This is a genomic window from Paraburkholderia sp. EG304 (genome assembly GCF_046543485.1).
Classification (GTDB): Bacteria; Pseudomonadota; Gammaproteobacteria; order Burkholderiales; family Burkholderiaceae; genus Paraburkholderia; species Paraburkholderia youngii.
The window spans coordinates 1-14560 of record NZ_JBKGUA010000089.1; the positions used below are offsets into that span (position 1 = coordinate 1).

Consider the following 14560-nt stretch of genomic DNA (forward strand, 5'->3'; position numbering starts at 1 on the left):
CTGGCTCCTTATGCCGAAAGCCAACTGGCTCCTATATGCCGGAAACGAAGTGGCTCCTTTATGCCGAAAACGTCCCGGCTCCTTTATGCCGGAAGCCCGGTGGCCCCTATATGGCGGAAGATGACACTCGGCGAAGAATGCTTCGACTTGCCGAGCCCCCATCGCGCCGAGCCCCTCGATCGTTCGCCACCATCCGCGCCGTCGCCGGATGCGTACGGTCAGTTCCGAGAGCGTATGGATGCCGTGTGCACGCAGGGCATTCGCGGTCCGGGGTGCGAGCCACCATTCAATGTCGTCGCTGATCTGGGGCTGTGGCGCAGTCAACGAGGGCAACGTCCTGAGCGCGTGTTCAACTGCCTTGGCTCGCCCCCGCCGCTCTTGGCGCGTGTGCTGGAATACCGCCGGCAGATCCAGTCGATGGCGGCTTTCGGCGAACGCAATGAGCTGCCGGCGGATGCGGCCGAGCATGCCACGTGCGGACCGGCCCGGCGCCTTAAGGCCAGGCAGGTAGCGCAGGACGGTTGCACGTGAACTGAGGCCTGCATACCAGCCACGCAGCGCGGCCAGCGCATCGGCATCCGGGAACCCCCGGGTTCGGCAGGCGTCGCGAGCCGGGCTCGGGCATTACACGTTTCGCAACGAGAACCCGATCGACATCGCAGCCATGCTTGCGGGTCTCGACCTTCTCTAACCACCTGAAATCAAAGAACTTCCAAAATTTTGGCGATTCCGGCTTACAACCCCATGTACGGCCAGGTCTCAGGGCAGATGTCAGGTGTAACCTGGGTTTTTCTCAACGAGGTAGTTGCCAAGCACGAGGTAGTCGATGTCGGTCTTCAAAAATGTATTAATGGCGTCCTGAGGGCTGCACACAATCGGCTCCGAGTCGTTGAAGGAAGTGTTTAGCAGCAGCGGAACGCCTGTGAGTGCCTCGAACTCAGAAATCAAGCGGTAGTACTCAGGGTTATCCTCCCGATAAACCGTCTGCGCACGTACAGTTTGGTCAAAATGAACGACCGCCGGGATCGCACCCGCCTTTTCGGGGTGGACCACTGACGTCGTAAGCATGTACTTTCCTGCATTCACGTCGGTACTTCCGATGAACCATTCCTCTGCACGTTCTCCGAGAATGCTTGGACAGAACGGACGGTAAAGTTCGCGATGCTTCACCTTGACGTTCATCAATTCGCGGATGTCTTTGTTGCGTGGATCTGCTAGCAAGCTACGCGCACCAAGCGCACGCGGCCCCCACTCCATCCCACCACTGAACCAACCGACAATGTTGCCATCAGCGATAAGCTGCGCGGCTTTCCCCGCAACTTCCACCTTGTTGTAGTTCAGGTTCGTGCGAGAAAGCACCGCCTCGATTTCATCGTCAGTGTAGCTCGGGCCGAGGTAGGCGTTCGTAAACACATAGTCCCGCGGCCGACCAAGCATTTGATTCCAAATCAGGAATGCAGCCCCCATCGCGGTGCCAGCATCGTTGGAGGCCGGCGAATAAAGATATTGTCGAACAGCTTCTCACGCACAATCGCGCCATTAGCTGCACAATTTAGCGCGACGCCCCCGGCCATGCACAAGTTGCGATGGGTTTGATAATCGAAACGACGCAGGATTTCTACGAGCACCTGTTTGGTCAGCAACTGCAGGCCAGCTGCGACATTCACGTAGGCCTGCCAGTTCTCGACGTTGAAGTCCACAGGTTCATAGCGCCTTGGCAGGCCGAAAAGCGTCTCCAACGGAGAAAAGTCTGGCGATTCATGACGCAGCACGGCCAGATCGACGCTCATGTTTTGCTTGCTAGTCACAATCTTCGCAAATAGGTCAATGGTTTTGGTAGCGTCGCCATAGGCGGCGAGACCCATGACCTTGGACGCATCGTACTGGCTAAAGCCAAGATATTTTGACAGCTTCTCCCACACAAACCCGAGTGAATTCGGAAAAATAAAATCGTGCACTTTGCGCAGTTGCGTGCCCTCTCCGTAGTACAGCGAAGTACTCGCCCATTCCCCGATTCCGTCAATCACGAGCACCGCGGCCTTATCGAACTGCGACACGTGGAAGGCGCTTGCGGCGTGGCAATCGTGGTGCGGCAGAAAGTGGAAGGTCCCCCTGAATCCGGCGTTCTCAATCAGTTGCCTGCGCGCGGACAGCACCCCATCAATGAAGTCCAGCCCCCCTTCGATTGTCTGGTAGCTATCCTTCTCCAGCGGCCACACGTGAGGCGTGTCGTTCGTATCCCGCCATTGTGCCACACCCTCTTGAAGAACTTCAGGGCTGAACGAGTAACCGAGGTGCTCACAGTCGGCAAGCGTGATTCCCGCAGCCTCGAGACACTTATTGATCGCGAGCCATGGCAACTCGCCCGTCGTCCCGGGACTGGCGAGTTTCCCATGCTTGATGCGATTTAGACGCTCCTCTTCGATCGCCATTACGACTTGCCCATCCTTGATAAGACAAGCGGCAGATTCGTGGTAAGCGGCGTTAATACCAAGTACATACATCTTGGAATCCTTTAAGGTTGAGGCTACTTCAATACTTCACTGACCAATATCTCGACGATGCATTGATTACCGGAACAATGCTTAGCACCACATCCAGCGTTCGTTTAGAGGAAATCGCTCGTCAAAATCTCTACTTTCCACCAGGAAATCTATGAACTCAGAGGCTGTTGCTTCCTCGCTGGTGCCAGAGAAAAATTCCCTGGTCATGGATGACGAGTGGCCAACTGAAATTTTCTTGTAAAAATGCAATTTCGAAAAAAACTGGAAAAATCAAGTACATTTTGTCGGCTGACGAGTTTTTTCATCGATTTCCTCATAAGTAAGCTCGCTGCGCCTTATCATTGTCGGCGTGGATGGTCTGACACCGGGTCGCGTAGACAATGAGCGAAGATCGAACTTCTCATTCAAATCGACCACCATCGTATATCGCGGGCCGGCTTCGCGATTGATCGCAGCATGTGTCCCATGTACATGCAGAAACCCGATGTCTTCCGCTTCCATTCGAAAGACATCGGACGACTCCGAGTGCAATGCAGTTGGATTCGTCTTGAGCATGACGTGGGACTCGCGTGACCTTGCGTCCAGCCTCGCCTAACTCCACCATATCCCGGTTCGGGAATAGCATGCCCGCGTGAATTTTCATCACACGTACCATACGAATTGCAGAAGGCTCGAAGAGAACGTTGAGCAGTTCATCGAGATAAGTCAGTTGCACACCGAGCGACGTAGACCCTGCATCTTTGTTTCCCGCATTGAGCCTCGTATCGTTTATCTCCGAACAAGGGTTTCTTAGATTGTATGTATGGAATGTGCCAACTCGAAACTCCGAATACACTTCCGGTGCGGGAGGATGTTGTTCTAACAGTGCTAGGTCCTTGGCCAGTCGTTGCTCGTCAAACGCAACCTTACCTAGAAGTGCCGATATCATATGTATCCCGTGAATTTGCCATATAGGTCGTCAAGCCATATCTTCGACAACGGAGTTCTAATAGCGACGGCGTCCTGGCCCGTCTCGATATACAGAAGTGTCGTACCCGTCACGCAGGATCTGGATGGTGATCACCACATCCATGACACGCTGCATGCCAATCTACAGTATCTTCGCTCCGGGTTCACCATCGCCCTTGCGCCCGAGGAATCCGCCCAGTGACGCGATCATCCGTATCATCTGGTTAAGCGTCGGTGGCTTTTTCGGGCGGGGTTTCTTTCAGGGCACGTGAGCGCCGTGTATCTCGTCAGCCTCAAATAACAGCGAAGCATCCAGTTCCGGGCTGGTCCTGCCCAGCCGCATGAGCCGTGCGATACGCCAGGACACCACCATATACAGTACAAGCGCCTTCTCCACGCGCTCCATCTGCGAGAGCTGCAACGTTTCAACCCGGCAGGCGTTCTTGAACACATTGAAGAACATCTCGATCTCACACCTCGCGCGGTACCTGTCGATCAGTTCGGTGAGGGCATGTGCATTCGGCACTTCGCGGTTGCTCAGCAGGCGCCAGACGACGGGCTTCACGGCAGTGGGCGCATCCACTTCACATGCCTCAATGCAGCTCAGTTCGACGCCGCCGCGCCCGGGTAACTTCACGCGCTGTGCTCGCAGTTCCTGCTTCACTTCACGCGCCTTCTGGCGACCCCGCCCGGGCAGCACGAAGCTGACATGACCGAGCACCTCGCTCGCGTGTACCGTCTCCCACGGTTTTGCTTCGCCCTTGAGTGCCCAATTGTGCTGGGAGCGGATCAGCCAGTCAGCCGCTTCGCCCAACTCCTGCGCACGCTGCATGAGCGCGGCGATATCACCTTCGCGATCGGCCACATATACCAGCCGCGTGCCCGGCATGGCCGCCGCCTGCTGCGCCACGATCTCCTTTAACGTTCTATCCATCGTACGCTTTCGCAGACGCCGCCACGCCGGCCGTTATCGTCGCGCGGCTCGCGCGCCCACATCCAGGCGTTCATGACACCCAGCGCCTCGCGATCCGGTGTGACCGCATATGTAGCGTGAAGGTACATGCCTACCTGCGCTTCATAACTGAGCGGGCCGGCGCCCTCGATATCCTGCCCGTTGACGTTCAGCTCGGTCGTGTCAGCCACGCACAGGACTACCGGTAACTCGCCCATGCGCACAGCGGTGCGATCCCAGTGCGGGTGCATCATGTCGCGCCAGTCAATGTGACTCATTGCCCAGAAACCGGTATGCCGCCATGGTCTCGGCCCAGCCCTCACAGGCACCCGGAATACTCGCCGTGGGACGCGCGGCGGACCGCTTCAGCAGTTCCTTCGCGCGACGATCCCGCCTCGGGTCGCCCAGATCCAGTGTTTCAAATTCCTCGTCCACCCATGACCCCGGCTCATTACGAATCCGCATTCGAAAAGTCGAGAGTAAGCGCGAAATTCTGGCCGTTAACAACCCCGGTCACGCCGGTGCATCGCTCAATGCGTTTTAGGATAAACGGCTGCTACTGCGCTACTTCTGTATAAAGAGATGGTCCTAGCCGTCGCATCACCTGATGATTTAGGTGGCAGGTACCAGTTGCTCAATATTGTAGACCGCTTTTTCAATATCATTGAAGAAATCACACCCGATCAGGAACATTCTCTCAGAGGCCGACAGTACTTTTTCCCTGTCGTTCCCGGACAAGTCAATACGAACCGCCGGGTTCTGTCGCGATAAGGATGACGGGCAGAGCATGCTCGCATATGTACCTCGCCGTATTCCGTCAGTCCTCGAAGGTTATTGATCTGCATCGTTCGGAACTTGAGCAGTTGCTGCCTCATCCGGTGCAGCCCAAGCATCGCTTGCTGCATCTCGGTTTTTACCGCTACCGGCTTGCCTGGCTGCTGTACTGCCAGCCAGATCGCCCGGGCCTCCGCTGCATCGTTCTTATTTCGGATGTTGAACGCCTTCACAAACTCCCCCGGCATCAGCTTCACCTCGTGGCCCATCGTCGTCAGTTGCCGAGCCCAGTGGTGCGCACCACCGCACGCTTCCATCCCGATCAGGCACGGCGTAAGGTTCGCGAAGTGCTCGAGGAACTTTGCTCGCTTGATCGGCTTGTTCACGATCTCGCCGGTTTCCTGATCGATGTAATGCAACTGGAACACGTTTTTCGCGATGTCCATACCGACTGCTGTACGATTCATCACTGGATCCTCCGGTCGCCTTGGAAAGCTTCCTATTTGCCACTTGGGCACATCGATGCCGTTGACCCGTGAGGATCGGTCACGGGGTGGGACGCGTTCATTTCATTCTTCGAGGTTACGGAGGCTCAATGAGTACGCCACGTACCACCGGACGCACAGCAGGATCACGTCCAGCGGGTAGTGCAATACCTTGCCAATGCCGGCGGGCAGCATCTTGCTCGGCGTCTTCGTCTTTGCCATCATGCTTGTCATACGTTGTGGTCGACGATTTTACTTGACCGCGCTAATGCGACAAAACCCCGCCAACTCGGGTACTGTTAAAAACCTTAGAACTGGGCGATATTAGAAACTCGAATGGATATCGAAAAAACAATTGATATCCATTCGATTCGCGATTGGTGGTATGTTGGTAGCAAATGTCGTGCGGCCCGTAGTGTTTTGATTTTTGGTTGTGCGCGCACAAAGTCTTTCTTGATCGGTAGTTTGGCTGGGGTGAGGCATCTGCGGGCGGCAATCGTGATCTGAAGCGGCGCGCTCAGCTTATTCTCGCAGATGGCGTGGACTTGACGTGCATGCGAACGCTTGCCCGCTCTGGCGGGTATGGGGGAAATCGCGACATCAGCAACAAGGGGTCTATGTTCGTGAGTCGCCGGGAACTCGTCAACGCACTAGCCTTTCGATAGTGTTCGCGAACCCGCATTTCAGTGGTCGGCATTGACTTCGATGCTTATCGTGACTGGTGTCGTCGTAACGGCGGCGCGCTTGGCCAGATGCCCTCGGTCTTGGCTGGGAGATTGAGATGTCGCATTGTATTCCTTTGGTGCGCCCGGATCATGGGGCGAATAAGCGCTCAACCTTATGAAAAGTGTCTAGTGTTATTGTCGAGTGGTACGCTAGCCATTAAGTGTGCTCGGCTAGCCAAAGAAAAGGGGCATGTGATCCGCGGGCTCTGTTAGGGTGACGCAGGAGCGGGGTAGAATGAAGCGATGAAGAAAAGAAAGTCGCTTTATCACGGCCACCGCTTTCCCTGCCATCGTCATCAGCTGCGCGGTTCGCTGGCATTTCCGGACTGAGGACCACCACGAAAGCGGTGGAGAGACCACCGGAGCCTACCGTGTGCGCGCCAGTTCTCGACCCTACCCTCTCGAACAGGATCATCGGGCGATCAAGCGCCGAACTCGACCGATGCTTGGGTTCAAAAGGTTTCGTTGTGCCGCATCCTGTTGGGCGGCATCGAAGTTATGCACATGATCGTCAAGGGGCAGATGGACGATGGCGGCGTTGGTCAAACTCCCGCACAGCAATTCTATTCACTGGCTGTATAAGGAATCCATACCATATCGGACTTGGCCGACCTCTCGCTCTTACTGCGACAGAACCCGCTTTTTGGGCGGTTATTCGCGATCTCGAGAATTTATGCATGCCTTGGTCACAACAAGTCGCATTTACGCGGCTTGATCAGCGTAGCCTTAACCCAAACCAAGAGAGGAATCTTCCGTGGCATCAAAGAAGATATTAATTCTGCTGATAGCTGCTTGGCTGGACGTTTATAACGGCCCCGTCAGCGCGCAGACGCTTAACACCCGGTTCTTGGGTTGGATCGGCAAAAGCCAGCACGGCTACTCCTTGGACGGATCGGACTGGCACTATTGTTTCGGTGGCTCTGGAGGAAGCTGTGGAACCGTGGCGTTAACGACAGGCCATTCGTCATGCCACACCACCAGCTTTAACATCGGTGCGCAGTGGGGAATGCCGATAAAAATCGGCGAAATGGCGATCGATGTCGGGATCAATAAGTCATGGACTGCATGCAATATTCGTAGCGAAACGGTCACTTGTGGCCCTAACCCGGGCTGGAAGGGCCGCGCAGTCATCAACTTCAGCGAACGATGGGGGAAAGTCCACGTGATCGGAGCGGATAACTACCTCACCTTGCAGTCAAGCTGCCCAGCGGGATGGCGTTCCGATTGGATGGGGGGGGAGAGTTGGCGTTGCACATACGTCGGTGGCGCATATGATCGTGAAGGATATTTGCCAGAGTGGCGTGGCAGTAGCTGCAACTATCAGCGCATTTAGTTACTCAGATCGCGATTCGCCTCGTTCATTGGCTTGAGACAGCGGAGTGTCTTTGGTGTCGCCACGATACCGCCAAGAGCGAGGCGTGCACTGTATCAGACGGCTGACGTTCCTTATCTACAAATAAAACTTATGTCCTTCAATATAAATTTAACTTCACGGCGTCGAGTCCATCTAGCCATAGTTGGATGCTTGCTGATGGTGGTGGCAGGGTACCTCTTATTTCTCGCCGCGCCCACGGTGAGTTCGGAGCAAGCGAAGCGCGCATACAAGCCCACAGACTTGAGGTCTTCCGAAGCCACCGCGACAAGCAGCAAAGAGGGAATTGCGTGGCCCGATGGCATTAATGCCGGCGGGAGTTTGGCCACCGATGACAAGCCCTCCGGAGCGGCATCCAATGATACACCTGTACAAATTGACGCGAGCCTTCGTGCGATCTTTCAGAAGATCGTGAATCGCGGCAACATGTCTCAGAATGAGCTGGATGAGTTTCGGGCTCGGCTGCAGATTGCTTTGGAAAATGACCCCGAGGTCGCAAAGCTTGTGACTCAGTTCTATCACGACATGCCTGCCGAACATGGCATGGAGCGAGACATTCTTCGATCCATCCTAGTTGATTCTGCAATTGGCAGAGACATAGTCTTGCAAGAAGCAAATGCCATTTGGGAGGGCAGGAACGAATCCAAATATGCCGAGATGTATGAGACTTACTTCAACATGCCAAGTCAAACGCCTCAAGAGGTCTTCAGTAAGGCGCTGAGCGATTTGAGGAACGATGCCACGACCGATGAGAGGACCGCTGTCGCGCGACTGAATCTCATCGGCACTCTTGAGGAACCAAGCATTCTCGATGCCGCGAACTTAAGAAGTGAGGCCGAGCAGACATTGAACCAGATAGCGGACGGCCACGATAGTGAGTTGATACGTGCACTCGCTGTACAAAAACTCTTTCGGCTGAATTCCCCGGGGGAAGCTGCGAATATCGCTATCGGCCAGCTTTCCAAAGGTGCCTATCCGGACTTGGTTCGTGAAACGCTGAATTCCGTCAGCAGCGGTGATGTCGAGCTTACGCCGAACTTGCGCACAGCTTTGACCATGGCTGTTAAACGTCCGTAGATGGCGTCTGTCAAACGAAGAAAAGTTGGTACGAAATTGCACAAATGTTGAGACTTCCCCGGTTCGACGATCGACTCCGACGAAGTGGGCCTTGCGTGGCGCCGGTTTCCCGTCGGCGCGAGTCAAGCAAGTTGTCGCCTCGGTCATGTTGCCAATGGCTCTATATCAGTCGAGTGCGTATGTGTTTTAACGATGCAGTCGCGCTCGGGATTCAGTGTTACTGCGCGACAGGCGTCTAGGTTCGGGCGTCGCCGGACCAGCGCCGCGGATTTCGTTCGCGGGCCTGTAGATAGGGTCTCGACGGCGGCATGGTGCGTTTGCCGGATGAAAGCACGATTCTCCGGTTCCGCCATCTGCTTGAAACACATGGGCTGGCCGCGCAAATGCTCGCACTGGTCAATGAGATCCTGACGGAGAAGGGCTTGATGCTAAAGGCTGGATCCGCAGTCGACGCCACCCTGATTGCCGCGCCCAGTTCGACAAAGAACGGTTCCGGCACCCGGGATCCGGAAATGCACTCGACGCAGAAAGGCGGCAACTGGTATTTCGGAATGAAATCGCACATCGGCGTCGACGCAGACTCCGGACTGGTTCATACAGTCATTGGAACGGCGGCCAATGTGCACGACACCACCGTTGCCCAGGCGTTGCTGCACGGCAAGGAGACGGATGTCTACGCTGACGCCGGGTATCAGGGAAGCGAAAAGCATTGTGAGGCCGACGCAGCTCGTTGGCATGTTGCGATGAGACCGGGCAAGCGCAGACGCCCCCATGCAGTCCCTCGTCGCTGATGTTTCCCCAGCGGTCAATGCTCCGGAACACGGGCCCTTCCGTCAGGCCGGACGCCGCAATCCACGCCTCGTAAGCCGTCACCGGACACAGGCGTGAAAGCGCCGGGGCCTTGAAGGTCGTGCCCAGCTGCGCGCGGTCGCGTTTCGTGCGCGGCAGGTACAGCGTCATGCCGCGGCCAGCCTCAACGGCTACGTGCTCGATCCGCAGCCGACTGAGTTCGTCGGACCGAAAGCCGCGCCAGAAGCCCAGCAGCACCAAGGCCCGGTTGCGAATGCACGCGAGGCGCTCGCGCTCGTCTGCTTGTCCGACGATCTGCTCATCGAGCCAGGCTGTGAGCTTTTCGAGCTGCGCGAGCTGCATGGGCTTCGCCCGTTTCTCGGTTGCGGGATGCAGCGCGACGATGCCTCTGAGGACCTTGCGCACATGCGGGGCTTTCGTCGGATCCGGAAAACCTTGCGTCTGGTGCCATTGCGCAAGCGCTGCAAGCCGCGAGCGCAGGGTATTGATAGACAGGGTTTCTGCGTGATCGGCAAGGTACCGCGCGATCATGTCAGCGCTCGCGGGCAGAAAGCTGCCCCACTCAACCTCGAAATGCCGGAGTGCGGACTGGTAACTGCGCCGCGTCTTTTCGCGCGTCGCGGCTTGGACGTTCAGGTCGCGAGCGAGCGCATGTGCGCTCAGGCCATCGCTTTGGCGCACCGAGCCAGTTGGCGTTCGAGGACGGATTCGGCTGACTCGCCGACCAGTTCCCGTTAGGTAGCAGGCGCAGTCGCGCCTTCTGTACTGACGAGCAATACGCGGGAAGCGCCATCAAGGCCAACTTGCCTCGCCAACTGCTGGTTCTGCAGCAATACCATGAGCCCAGCGAGACCTGCTACACCCGACTCGCCGGCAACGATGGGTGCGTCTACATCGCTGCCTGCCGCCAAAATGCGCATGGCGTGCACTGCATCATCATCGCTGATCGTCATGAATGCATCGACGCCAGGCTGCAGAAACCTCCATGCTAGCGGCGATGTTTCACCACATGCGAGTCCTGCCATCACGGAGTCGACGGTTCCCGTCGCACGCGCGGCGCGTCCAGCCAATGCGCTCTGACACAGACAGTCTGCCTGCTGTGGTTCGACCACGACGAATCGCGGGCGATGTTTACCATGGAATTCCCAAAGGTAACTGACTAATCCTGCCGCGAGTCCGCCGACACCGCCCTGAAAACACATGTGTGTAGGCCGGCTGGTTCGGTTGACTATCGCTCTGCTCGACAATCTCTGCCGCAATCGTTCCGTAGCCTTGCATCACGTCACGCGGGATGTCTTCATAACCGTCGTATGACGTATCGGATACAACGTGCCAGCCGTTCAGAGAAGCTAAGCGAGCCGCCTTTTTAACCGATTCATCGTAGTTTCCGGTGATCCGGATAATCTCCGCACCGTACGCTGCGATCGCCTTCTCGCGCTCGACGCTGACATTGGCGTGCAGCACGATCACGCAACGGCATCCCAGCGTCTGCGCGGCGGCAGCCAACCCCTTTCCATGGTTGCCGTCCGTAGCGCTAACCACCGTGAAATGCGTCAGCAGATCCCGATAGCAACCTTCGAAGAGGCCACGAGCGTCCAGATCATGGTTCGACCAAAGCCGCTGGATCAGGCGCACCAGTGCAACTGGCGCACCCAATGCCTTGAAGCTACCCAGTACGGAGCGCGCCGACTCGTCCTTGATGCTGATGCTGTCGATCTTGAGCTTGGCGGCCAGCCCGGGCAACCCACGCAAGGGCGTTCGCCCGGGCGAGATCTTGTCCCAGCAGGAAAGCCAGGCACGACTTTCCTGAGCTTTCCCGATACTGAGAGTCTGTTTCAACTCACCGGGATACGAGGTGCGCGTTGCGCGTGGATTAACTACCAGCATGACCGTGATACTCCAGTAATAATGATGGGAATTGGCGACCCGATATCTATCACTTCTCTGCGAGACGCCTGAGCACGACATCCATCAGCACGTTGGCGCCATCAATGAGCTGATCGTGTTCGCGAGGGTTGTGGCTGATGCCGTCGCGGCTCGGTACGAATCATCGCGGCCGGCGCGATGCGCGCGATCATCTGGATGTCATGGGCGGCGCCCGACGTCATCGACGGATAATGGCCGAACGTCTGGTCCGGTTTCGAGCCGGTCGTATTCGATGCTGCACTGGCAAATGCGATCGAAGCTTCGGCGGAGCGCCTAGGCTTCACGGATCGAACCGGACCCAGCTCGATGTGCAGTTCGAGACATTCGTGCAGAACGACTGCGCCGGGCTCTAGGTCGCCTGGCATAGCCAATCCGCTCGAGTTCATCGCCAAGGCGGGTGCCGTCGATGCCAACTGTATCCAGCGCTCCTTCAATGGACAGTCCGCCAGCGAAAACCAGCGAGCCCATCATGTCTGGCTGATAGCGGATGCCTTCCTCGCTGGTGGAGGCGCCGATAATGATCGAACGCTGCGGCTTGATGCCTGCCTGACGGAATGCTCTCGCGACTGTAAGCCAAGCCAGTACGCCGTAACACCCATCCAGCGTTCCGGCATTTTCAACGGGGTCGATGTGGAACCCCGTAATCAGCGGACGCTGGCTGCCGTCATCTGATTCGGAATGCAACGTGCGGAAAATATTTCCGAGGTGGTCGACGCGGACATCAAGGCCCATCTCATGCATCCATCTGACGACAAGATCGCGACCGGCATGTTCATCGTCAGTGAGAGCGATGCAAGTCCGTCCACCTACCTCGCGATCGACGCCCAGTTCGCCGAGTTGATGTAGTTGCCGAAGCTGGCCTGCGCCATCAAGTTTCAGGGACGAAGACACAGAGGTATTCATTTATGTCCCATCAATTTTTGGCTACACGGCAACTCGAGCCGCGCGATCTCGGCAAAATACCGGGAGCCTGTCAGAAGGATTCCGTCATTGAAATCGTAGGTGGCGTTGTGCAACGGCGTGCCGCCGTGGCCCATCGACTCGCCGTTGCCTATAAACATGAAGTTGCCCGGAACGACCTGCAGGAACGCGCCAAAGTCTTCCGAAATCATCATTGGCTGAACATTGGCATCGACGGCATCGACTCCCGCGACATTGCGCGCCGCCTTGACAGTGACGTCTACGTATTGCTCCGAGTTCACAGTCGGAGCGAATTCGTGTGTGTAATCAAAAGTGCAGTCGGCTCCGTGAGTACGGCAAATGCCTTCGCATACTTCACGCATTCGAGTCTCGAGCAGAGTCTGGACGTCGCGCGAATAGCTTCGCGTATCGCCCTTGACGATGACATTCGACGGAATGACGTTTCTCAAGCCATCAGTGATGAATTCCGTGCACGAAATCACTGCCTGCAAACTCGGGTCGAGATTGCGCGATACGACAGTCTGCAGCGCCATGACGATCTGTGATGCGATAACGATCGGGTCCACCCCCATGTGCGGACGTGCGGCGTGTGTGCCCCGCCCCTTGATATGAATGACAAAGTTGTCTTCACTCGCCATGATGCCGCCTGGACGCGTTGCAAACGTTCCTGCGCGCATACCTGGCATGTTGTGCGCGCCAAAGATGGCATTGACCGGAAACCGTTCGAACAGGCCGTCGGCCATCATCGCCTTCGCACCGCGACCATGCTCTTCTGCCGGTTGAAAGATGAAGCGCACGGTGCCGTTGAAATCGCGCCGTTCAGCAAGGAGTCGCGCTGCCCCCAGTATCATCGACATATGCCCGTCGTGTCCGCACGCATGCATTTTTCCGGCGCTGCGCGAAGCATGCGCCCTATCGGGTGCCAGCTCCGCGATGTTCAGCGCATCCATATCGGCGCGTAGGCCGATAGCACGTTTCCCCTCTCCGACCGTCAGGTTGGCAACGAGTCCAGTACCGCCGATGCCACGGTGCACCTCCAGTCCAAGCGTCCTGAGAATGTTCGCCACATAGTCAGACGTATTGACTTCCTCGAAGCCAGTCTCGGGATGTTGGTGCAGATACTGGCGCCAGCTCTTGAGCTGGTCTTGCAGCGTGTTTTCCATTGTCGGACGTCCTCGTTCATGAAGTTCGTGGAGTGCTCATGTCGACCGGGGAGATAATATTCCTCACGTCACCCAGAAAAATCCCTCAATCGACGCCCCTCATGCAAAAATATCTCTTTCCGAAGCTTTTAGCCGAAACGCCATGACACTCAGCCTGGACGACTTTGACCTCAAGCTATTGATGGAAGTCCAACGCGACGCGCACATTCCTCAGAACGAACTGGGGGCGCGCGTCAACCTGTCGACGGCCGCCGTCAATCGCGGATTGCGACGGATGTCGGACGAAGGCGTCATTCGCAACTACGCTGCTATCGTCGCGCCCGAAAAGGTCGGCTATCCGCTGACGATCGTCGCGACGGTTGAGGTCGAGAGCGAGCAGATCCATCTGCTCGATTCGATGAAGCGCACTTTCGCACAATGCCCGGAAATCCAGCAGTGCTACTACGTCGCGGGAGAATGGGACTTCGTGCTGCTTCTGACGGTCCGCAACATGGATGAGTACACGGCCCTCACGCGGCAACTGTTCTTCTCAAACAACAACGTCAAACGCTTCAAGACGCTGGTGAGCATGAACAACGTGAAGGTGGGGCTCGGTGTACCCGTGGCTCCCGAGGGAGGCTAAGACCGTCAACGTATGACTGACTTGTCGGTCCAGTCGCCCTGATCAAATTGGCGCACGGTAATTGCGCCGTTACGGATATCCCCCTTTCTCATCAAACTGGATGGGGCCTGTCACACCGTCCAGCTTCGAAGCCCGCAGCTTCGGGAGATACAATTTAGGGCTACGCTGAACAAGCAGCTGAATTTGCGACGTGTCGGCGATGTAGAGGTGTTCAGGTCGTGAAGCCGACCGTCATCCTTTGGTTTTTGGCCCTTGCGGGCATTGCACGCGGGCGTTTTGCC

General features: G+C 56.7%; 7 protein-coding genes and 10 pseudogenes. 7 read left to right on the top strand and 10 right to left on the bottom strand.

All coding sequences use genetic code 11. The annotated features are described in order from the left end of the window. Nucleotides 1–129: 129 nt before the first annotated feature. The 6 genes and pseudogenes from ACLFKU_RS40095 to ACLFKU_RS40120 form a co-directional block, all read right to left on the bottom strand. Nucleotides 130–567 (bottom strand): annotated as a pseudogene (locus ACLFKU_RS40095) (phage integrase family protein); the annotation flags it as partial. Between the two features lie 204 nt (nucleotides 568–771). Continuing rightward, nucleotides 772–2504: pseudogene (locus ACLFKU_RS40100) on the bottom strand (carbamoyltransferase). A 270-nt stretch (nucleotides 2505–2774) separates the two neighbouring features. Further along, nucleotides 2775–3059, bottom strand: coding sequence for a hypothetical protein (locus tag ACLFKU_RS40105; protein WP_410852914.1), 285 nt, complete (start codon nucleotides 3057–3059; stop codon nucleotides 2775–2777). A 535-nt stretch (nucleotides 3060–3594) separates the two neighbouring features. Continuing rightward, nucleotides 3595–4818, bottom strand: a pseudogene (locus ACLFKU_RS40110) (IS4 family transposase). Nucleotides 4819–5204: 386 nt separating this feature from the next. Continuing rightward, nucleotides 5205–5645 (bottom strand): annotated as a pseudogene (locus ACLFKU_RS40115) (IS110 family transposase); the annotation flags it as partial. 105 nt (nucleotides 5646–5750) lie between these two features. Next, nucleotides 5751–5888 (bottom strand): annotated as a pseudogene (locus tag ACLFKU_RS40120) (IS6 family transposase); the annotation flags it as partial. Between the two features lie 111 nt (nucleotides 5889–5999). Between ACLFKU_RS40120 and ACLFKU_RS40125 the strand changes: the two are divergent. The 6 genes and pseudogenes from ACLFKU_RS40125 (at nucleotide 6000) to ACLFKU_RS40150 (ending at nucleotide 10385) form a co-directional block, all read left to right on the top strand. Further along, entirely contained in the window at nucleotides 6000–6170 is a 171-nt protein-coding gene (locus tag ACLFKU_RS40125) for a hypothetical protein (protein ID WP_410852915.1), read from the top strand. A gap of 618 nt (nucleotides 6171–6788) precedes the next feature. After that, a pseudogene (locus ACLFKU_RS40130) lies at nucleotides 6789–6970 on the top strand (DDE-type integrase/transposase/recombinase); the annotation flags it as partial. 172 nt (nucleotides 6971–7142) lie between these two features. Then, entirely contained in the window at nucleotides 7143–7721 is a 579-nt protein-coding gene (locus ACLFKU_RS40135) for a hypothetical protein (protein ID WP_368587387.1), read from the top strand. Nucleotides 7722–7919: 198 nt separating this feature from the next. Beyond that, a complete protein-coding gene (locus ACLFKU_RS40140) occupies nucleotides 7920–8837 on the top strand; it encodes a hypothetical protein (protein ID WP_410852916.1) in 918 nt (305 codons plus the stop codon). A gap of 302 nt (nucleotides 8838–9139) precedes the next feature. Continuing rightward, nucleotides 9140–9601: pseudogene (locus ACLFKU_RS40145) on the top strand (IS5 family transposase); the annotation flags it as partial. Nucleotides 9602–9821: 220 nt separating this feature from the next. Further along, nucleotides 9822–10385 carry a hypothetical protein gene (locus ACLFKU_RS40150; protein WP_410852919.1) on the top strand — a complete coding sequence of 188 codons (564 nt, stop codon included), beginning with the start codon at nucleotides 9822–9824 and terminating at the stop codon, nucleotides 10383–10385. On the opposite strand, the pseudogene ACLFKU_RS40155 reads toward ACLFKU_RS40150, so the two are convergent. From ACLFKU_RS40155 to ACLFKU_RS40165, 3 genes and pseudogenes are all read right to left on the bottom strand, one after another. Then, nucleotides 10307–11534, bottom strand: a pseudogene (locus tag ACLFKU_RS40155) (diaminopropionate ammonia-lyase). The gene ACLFKU_RS40150 and the pseudogene ACLFKU_RS40155 sit on opposite strands and share 79 nt — an antisense overlap. Before the next feature lie 49 nt (nucleotides 11535–11583). Beyond that, a pseudogene (locus ACLFKU_RS40160) lies at nucleotides 11584–12476 on the bottom strand (M20/M25/M40 family metallo-hydrolase). Further along, nucleotides 12473–13657 (bottom strand): M20 aminoacylase family protein, encoded by a 1185-nt coding sequence (locus ACLFKU_RS40165; protein ID WP_410852917.1) that lies wholly within the window; start codon nucleotides 13655–13657, stop codon nucleotides 12473–12475. Before ACLFKU_RS40165 ends, ACLFKU_RS40160 begins: the two are co-directional and overlap by 4 nt. Nucleotides 13658–13799: 142 nt before the next feature. Here ACLFKU_RS40165 and ACLFKU_RS40170 point away from each other — a divergent pair, with 142 nt between their 5' ends. Continuing rightward, on the top strand, nucleotides 13800–14279 hold the full coding sequence (locus ACLFKU_RS40170) for an Lrp/AsnC family transcriptional regulator (protein ID WP_410852918.1): 480 nt from the start codon (nucleotides 13800–13802) through the stop codon (nucleotides 14277–14279). Between the two features lie 5 nt (nucleotides 14280–14284). Here ACLFKU_RS40170 and ACLFKU_RS40175 read toward each other — a convergent pair. Beyond that, nucleotides 14285–14438, bottom strand: a pseudogene (locus ACLFKU_RS40175) (branched-chain amino acid ABC transporter substrate-binding protein); the annotation flags it as partial. Between the last annotated feature and the right edge of the window lie 122 nt (nucleotides 14439–14560).

What these genes read in the sequence shown, in the direction of transcription:
- ACLFKU_RS40105 (WP_410852914.1), bottom strand. Translation starts at nt 3,059, where the DNA reads ATGCTCAAGACGAATCCAACTGCATTGCACTCGGAGTCGTCCGATGTC.
- ACLFKU_RS40125 (WP_410852915.1), top strand. Translation starts at nt 6,000, where the DNA reads ATGGATATCGAAAAAACAATTGATATCCATTCGATTCGCGATTGGTGG.
- ACLFKU_RS40140 (WP_410852916.1), top strand. Translation starts at nt 7,920, where the DNA reads ATGGTGGTGGCAGGGTACCTCTTATTTCTCGCCGCGCCCACGGTGAGT.
- ACLFKU_RS40165 (WP_410852917.1), bottom strand. Translation starts at nt 13,657, where the DNA reads ATGGAAAACACGCTGCAAGACCAGCTCAAGAGCTGGCGCCAGTATCTG.
- ACLFKU_RS40170 (WP_410852918.1), top strand. Translation starts at nt 13,800, where the DNA reads ATGACACTCAGCCTGGACGACTTTGACCTCAAGCTATTGATGGAAGTC.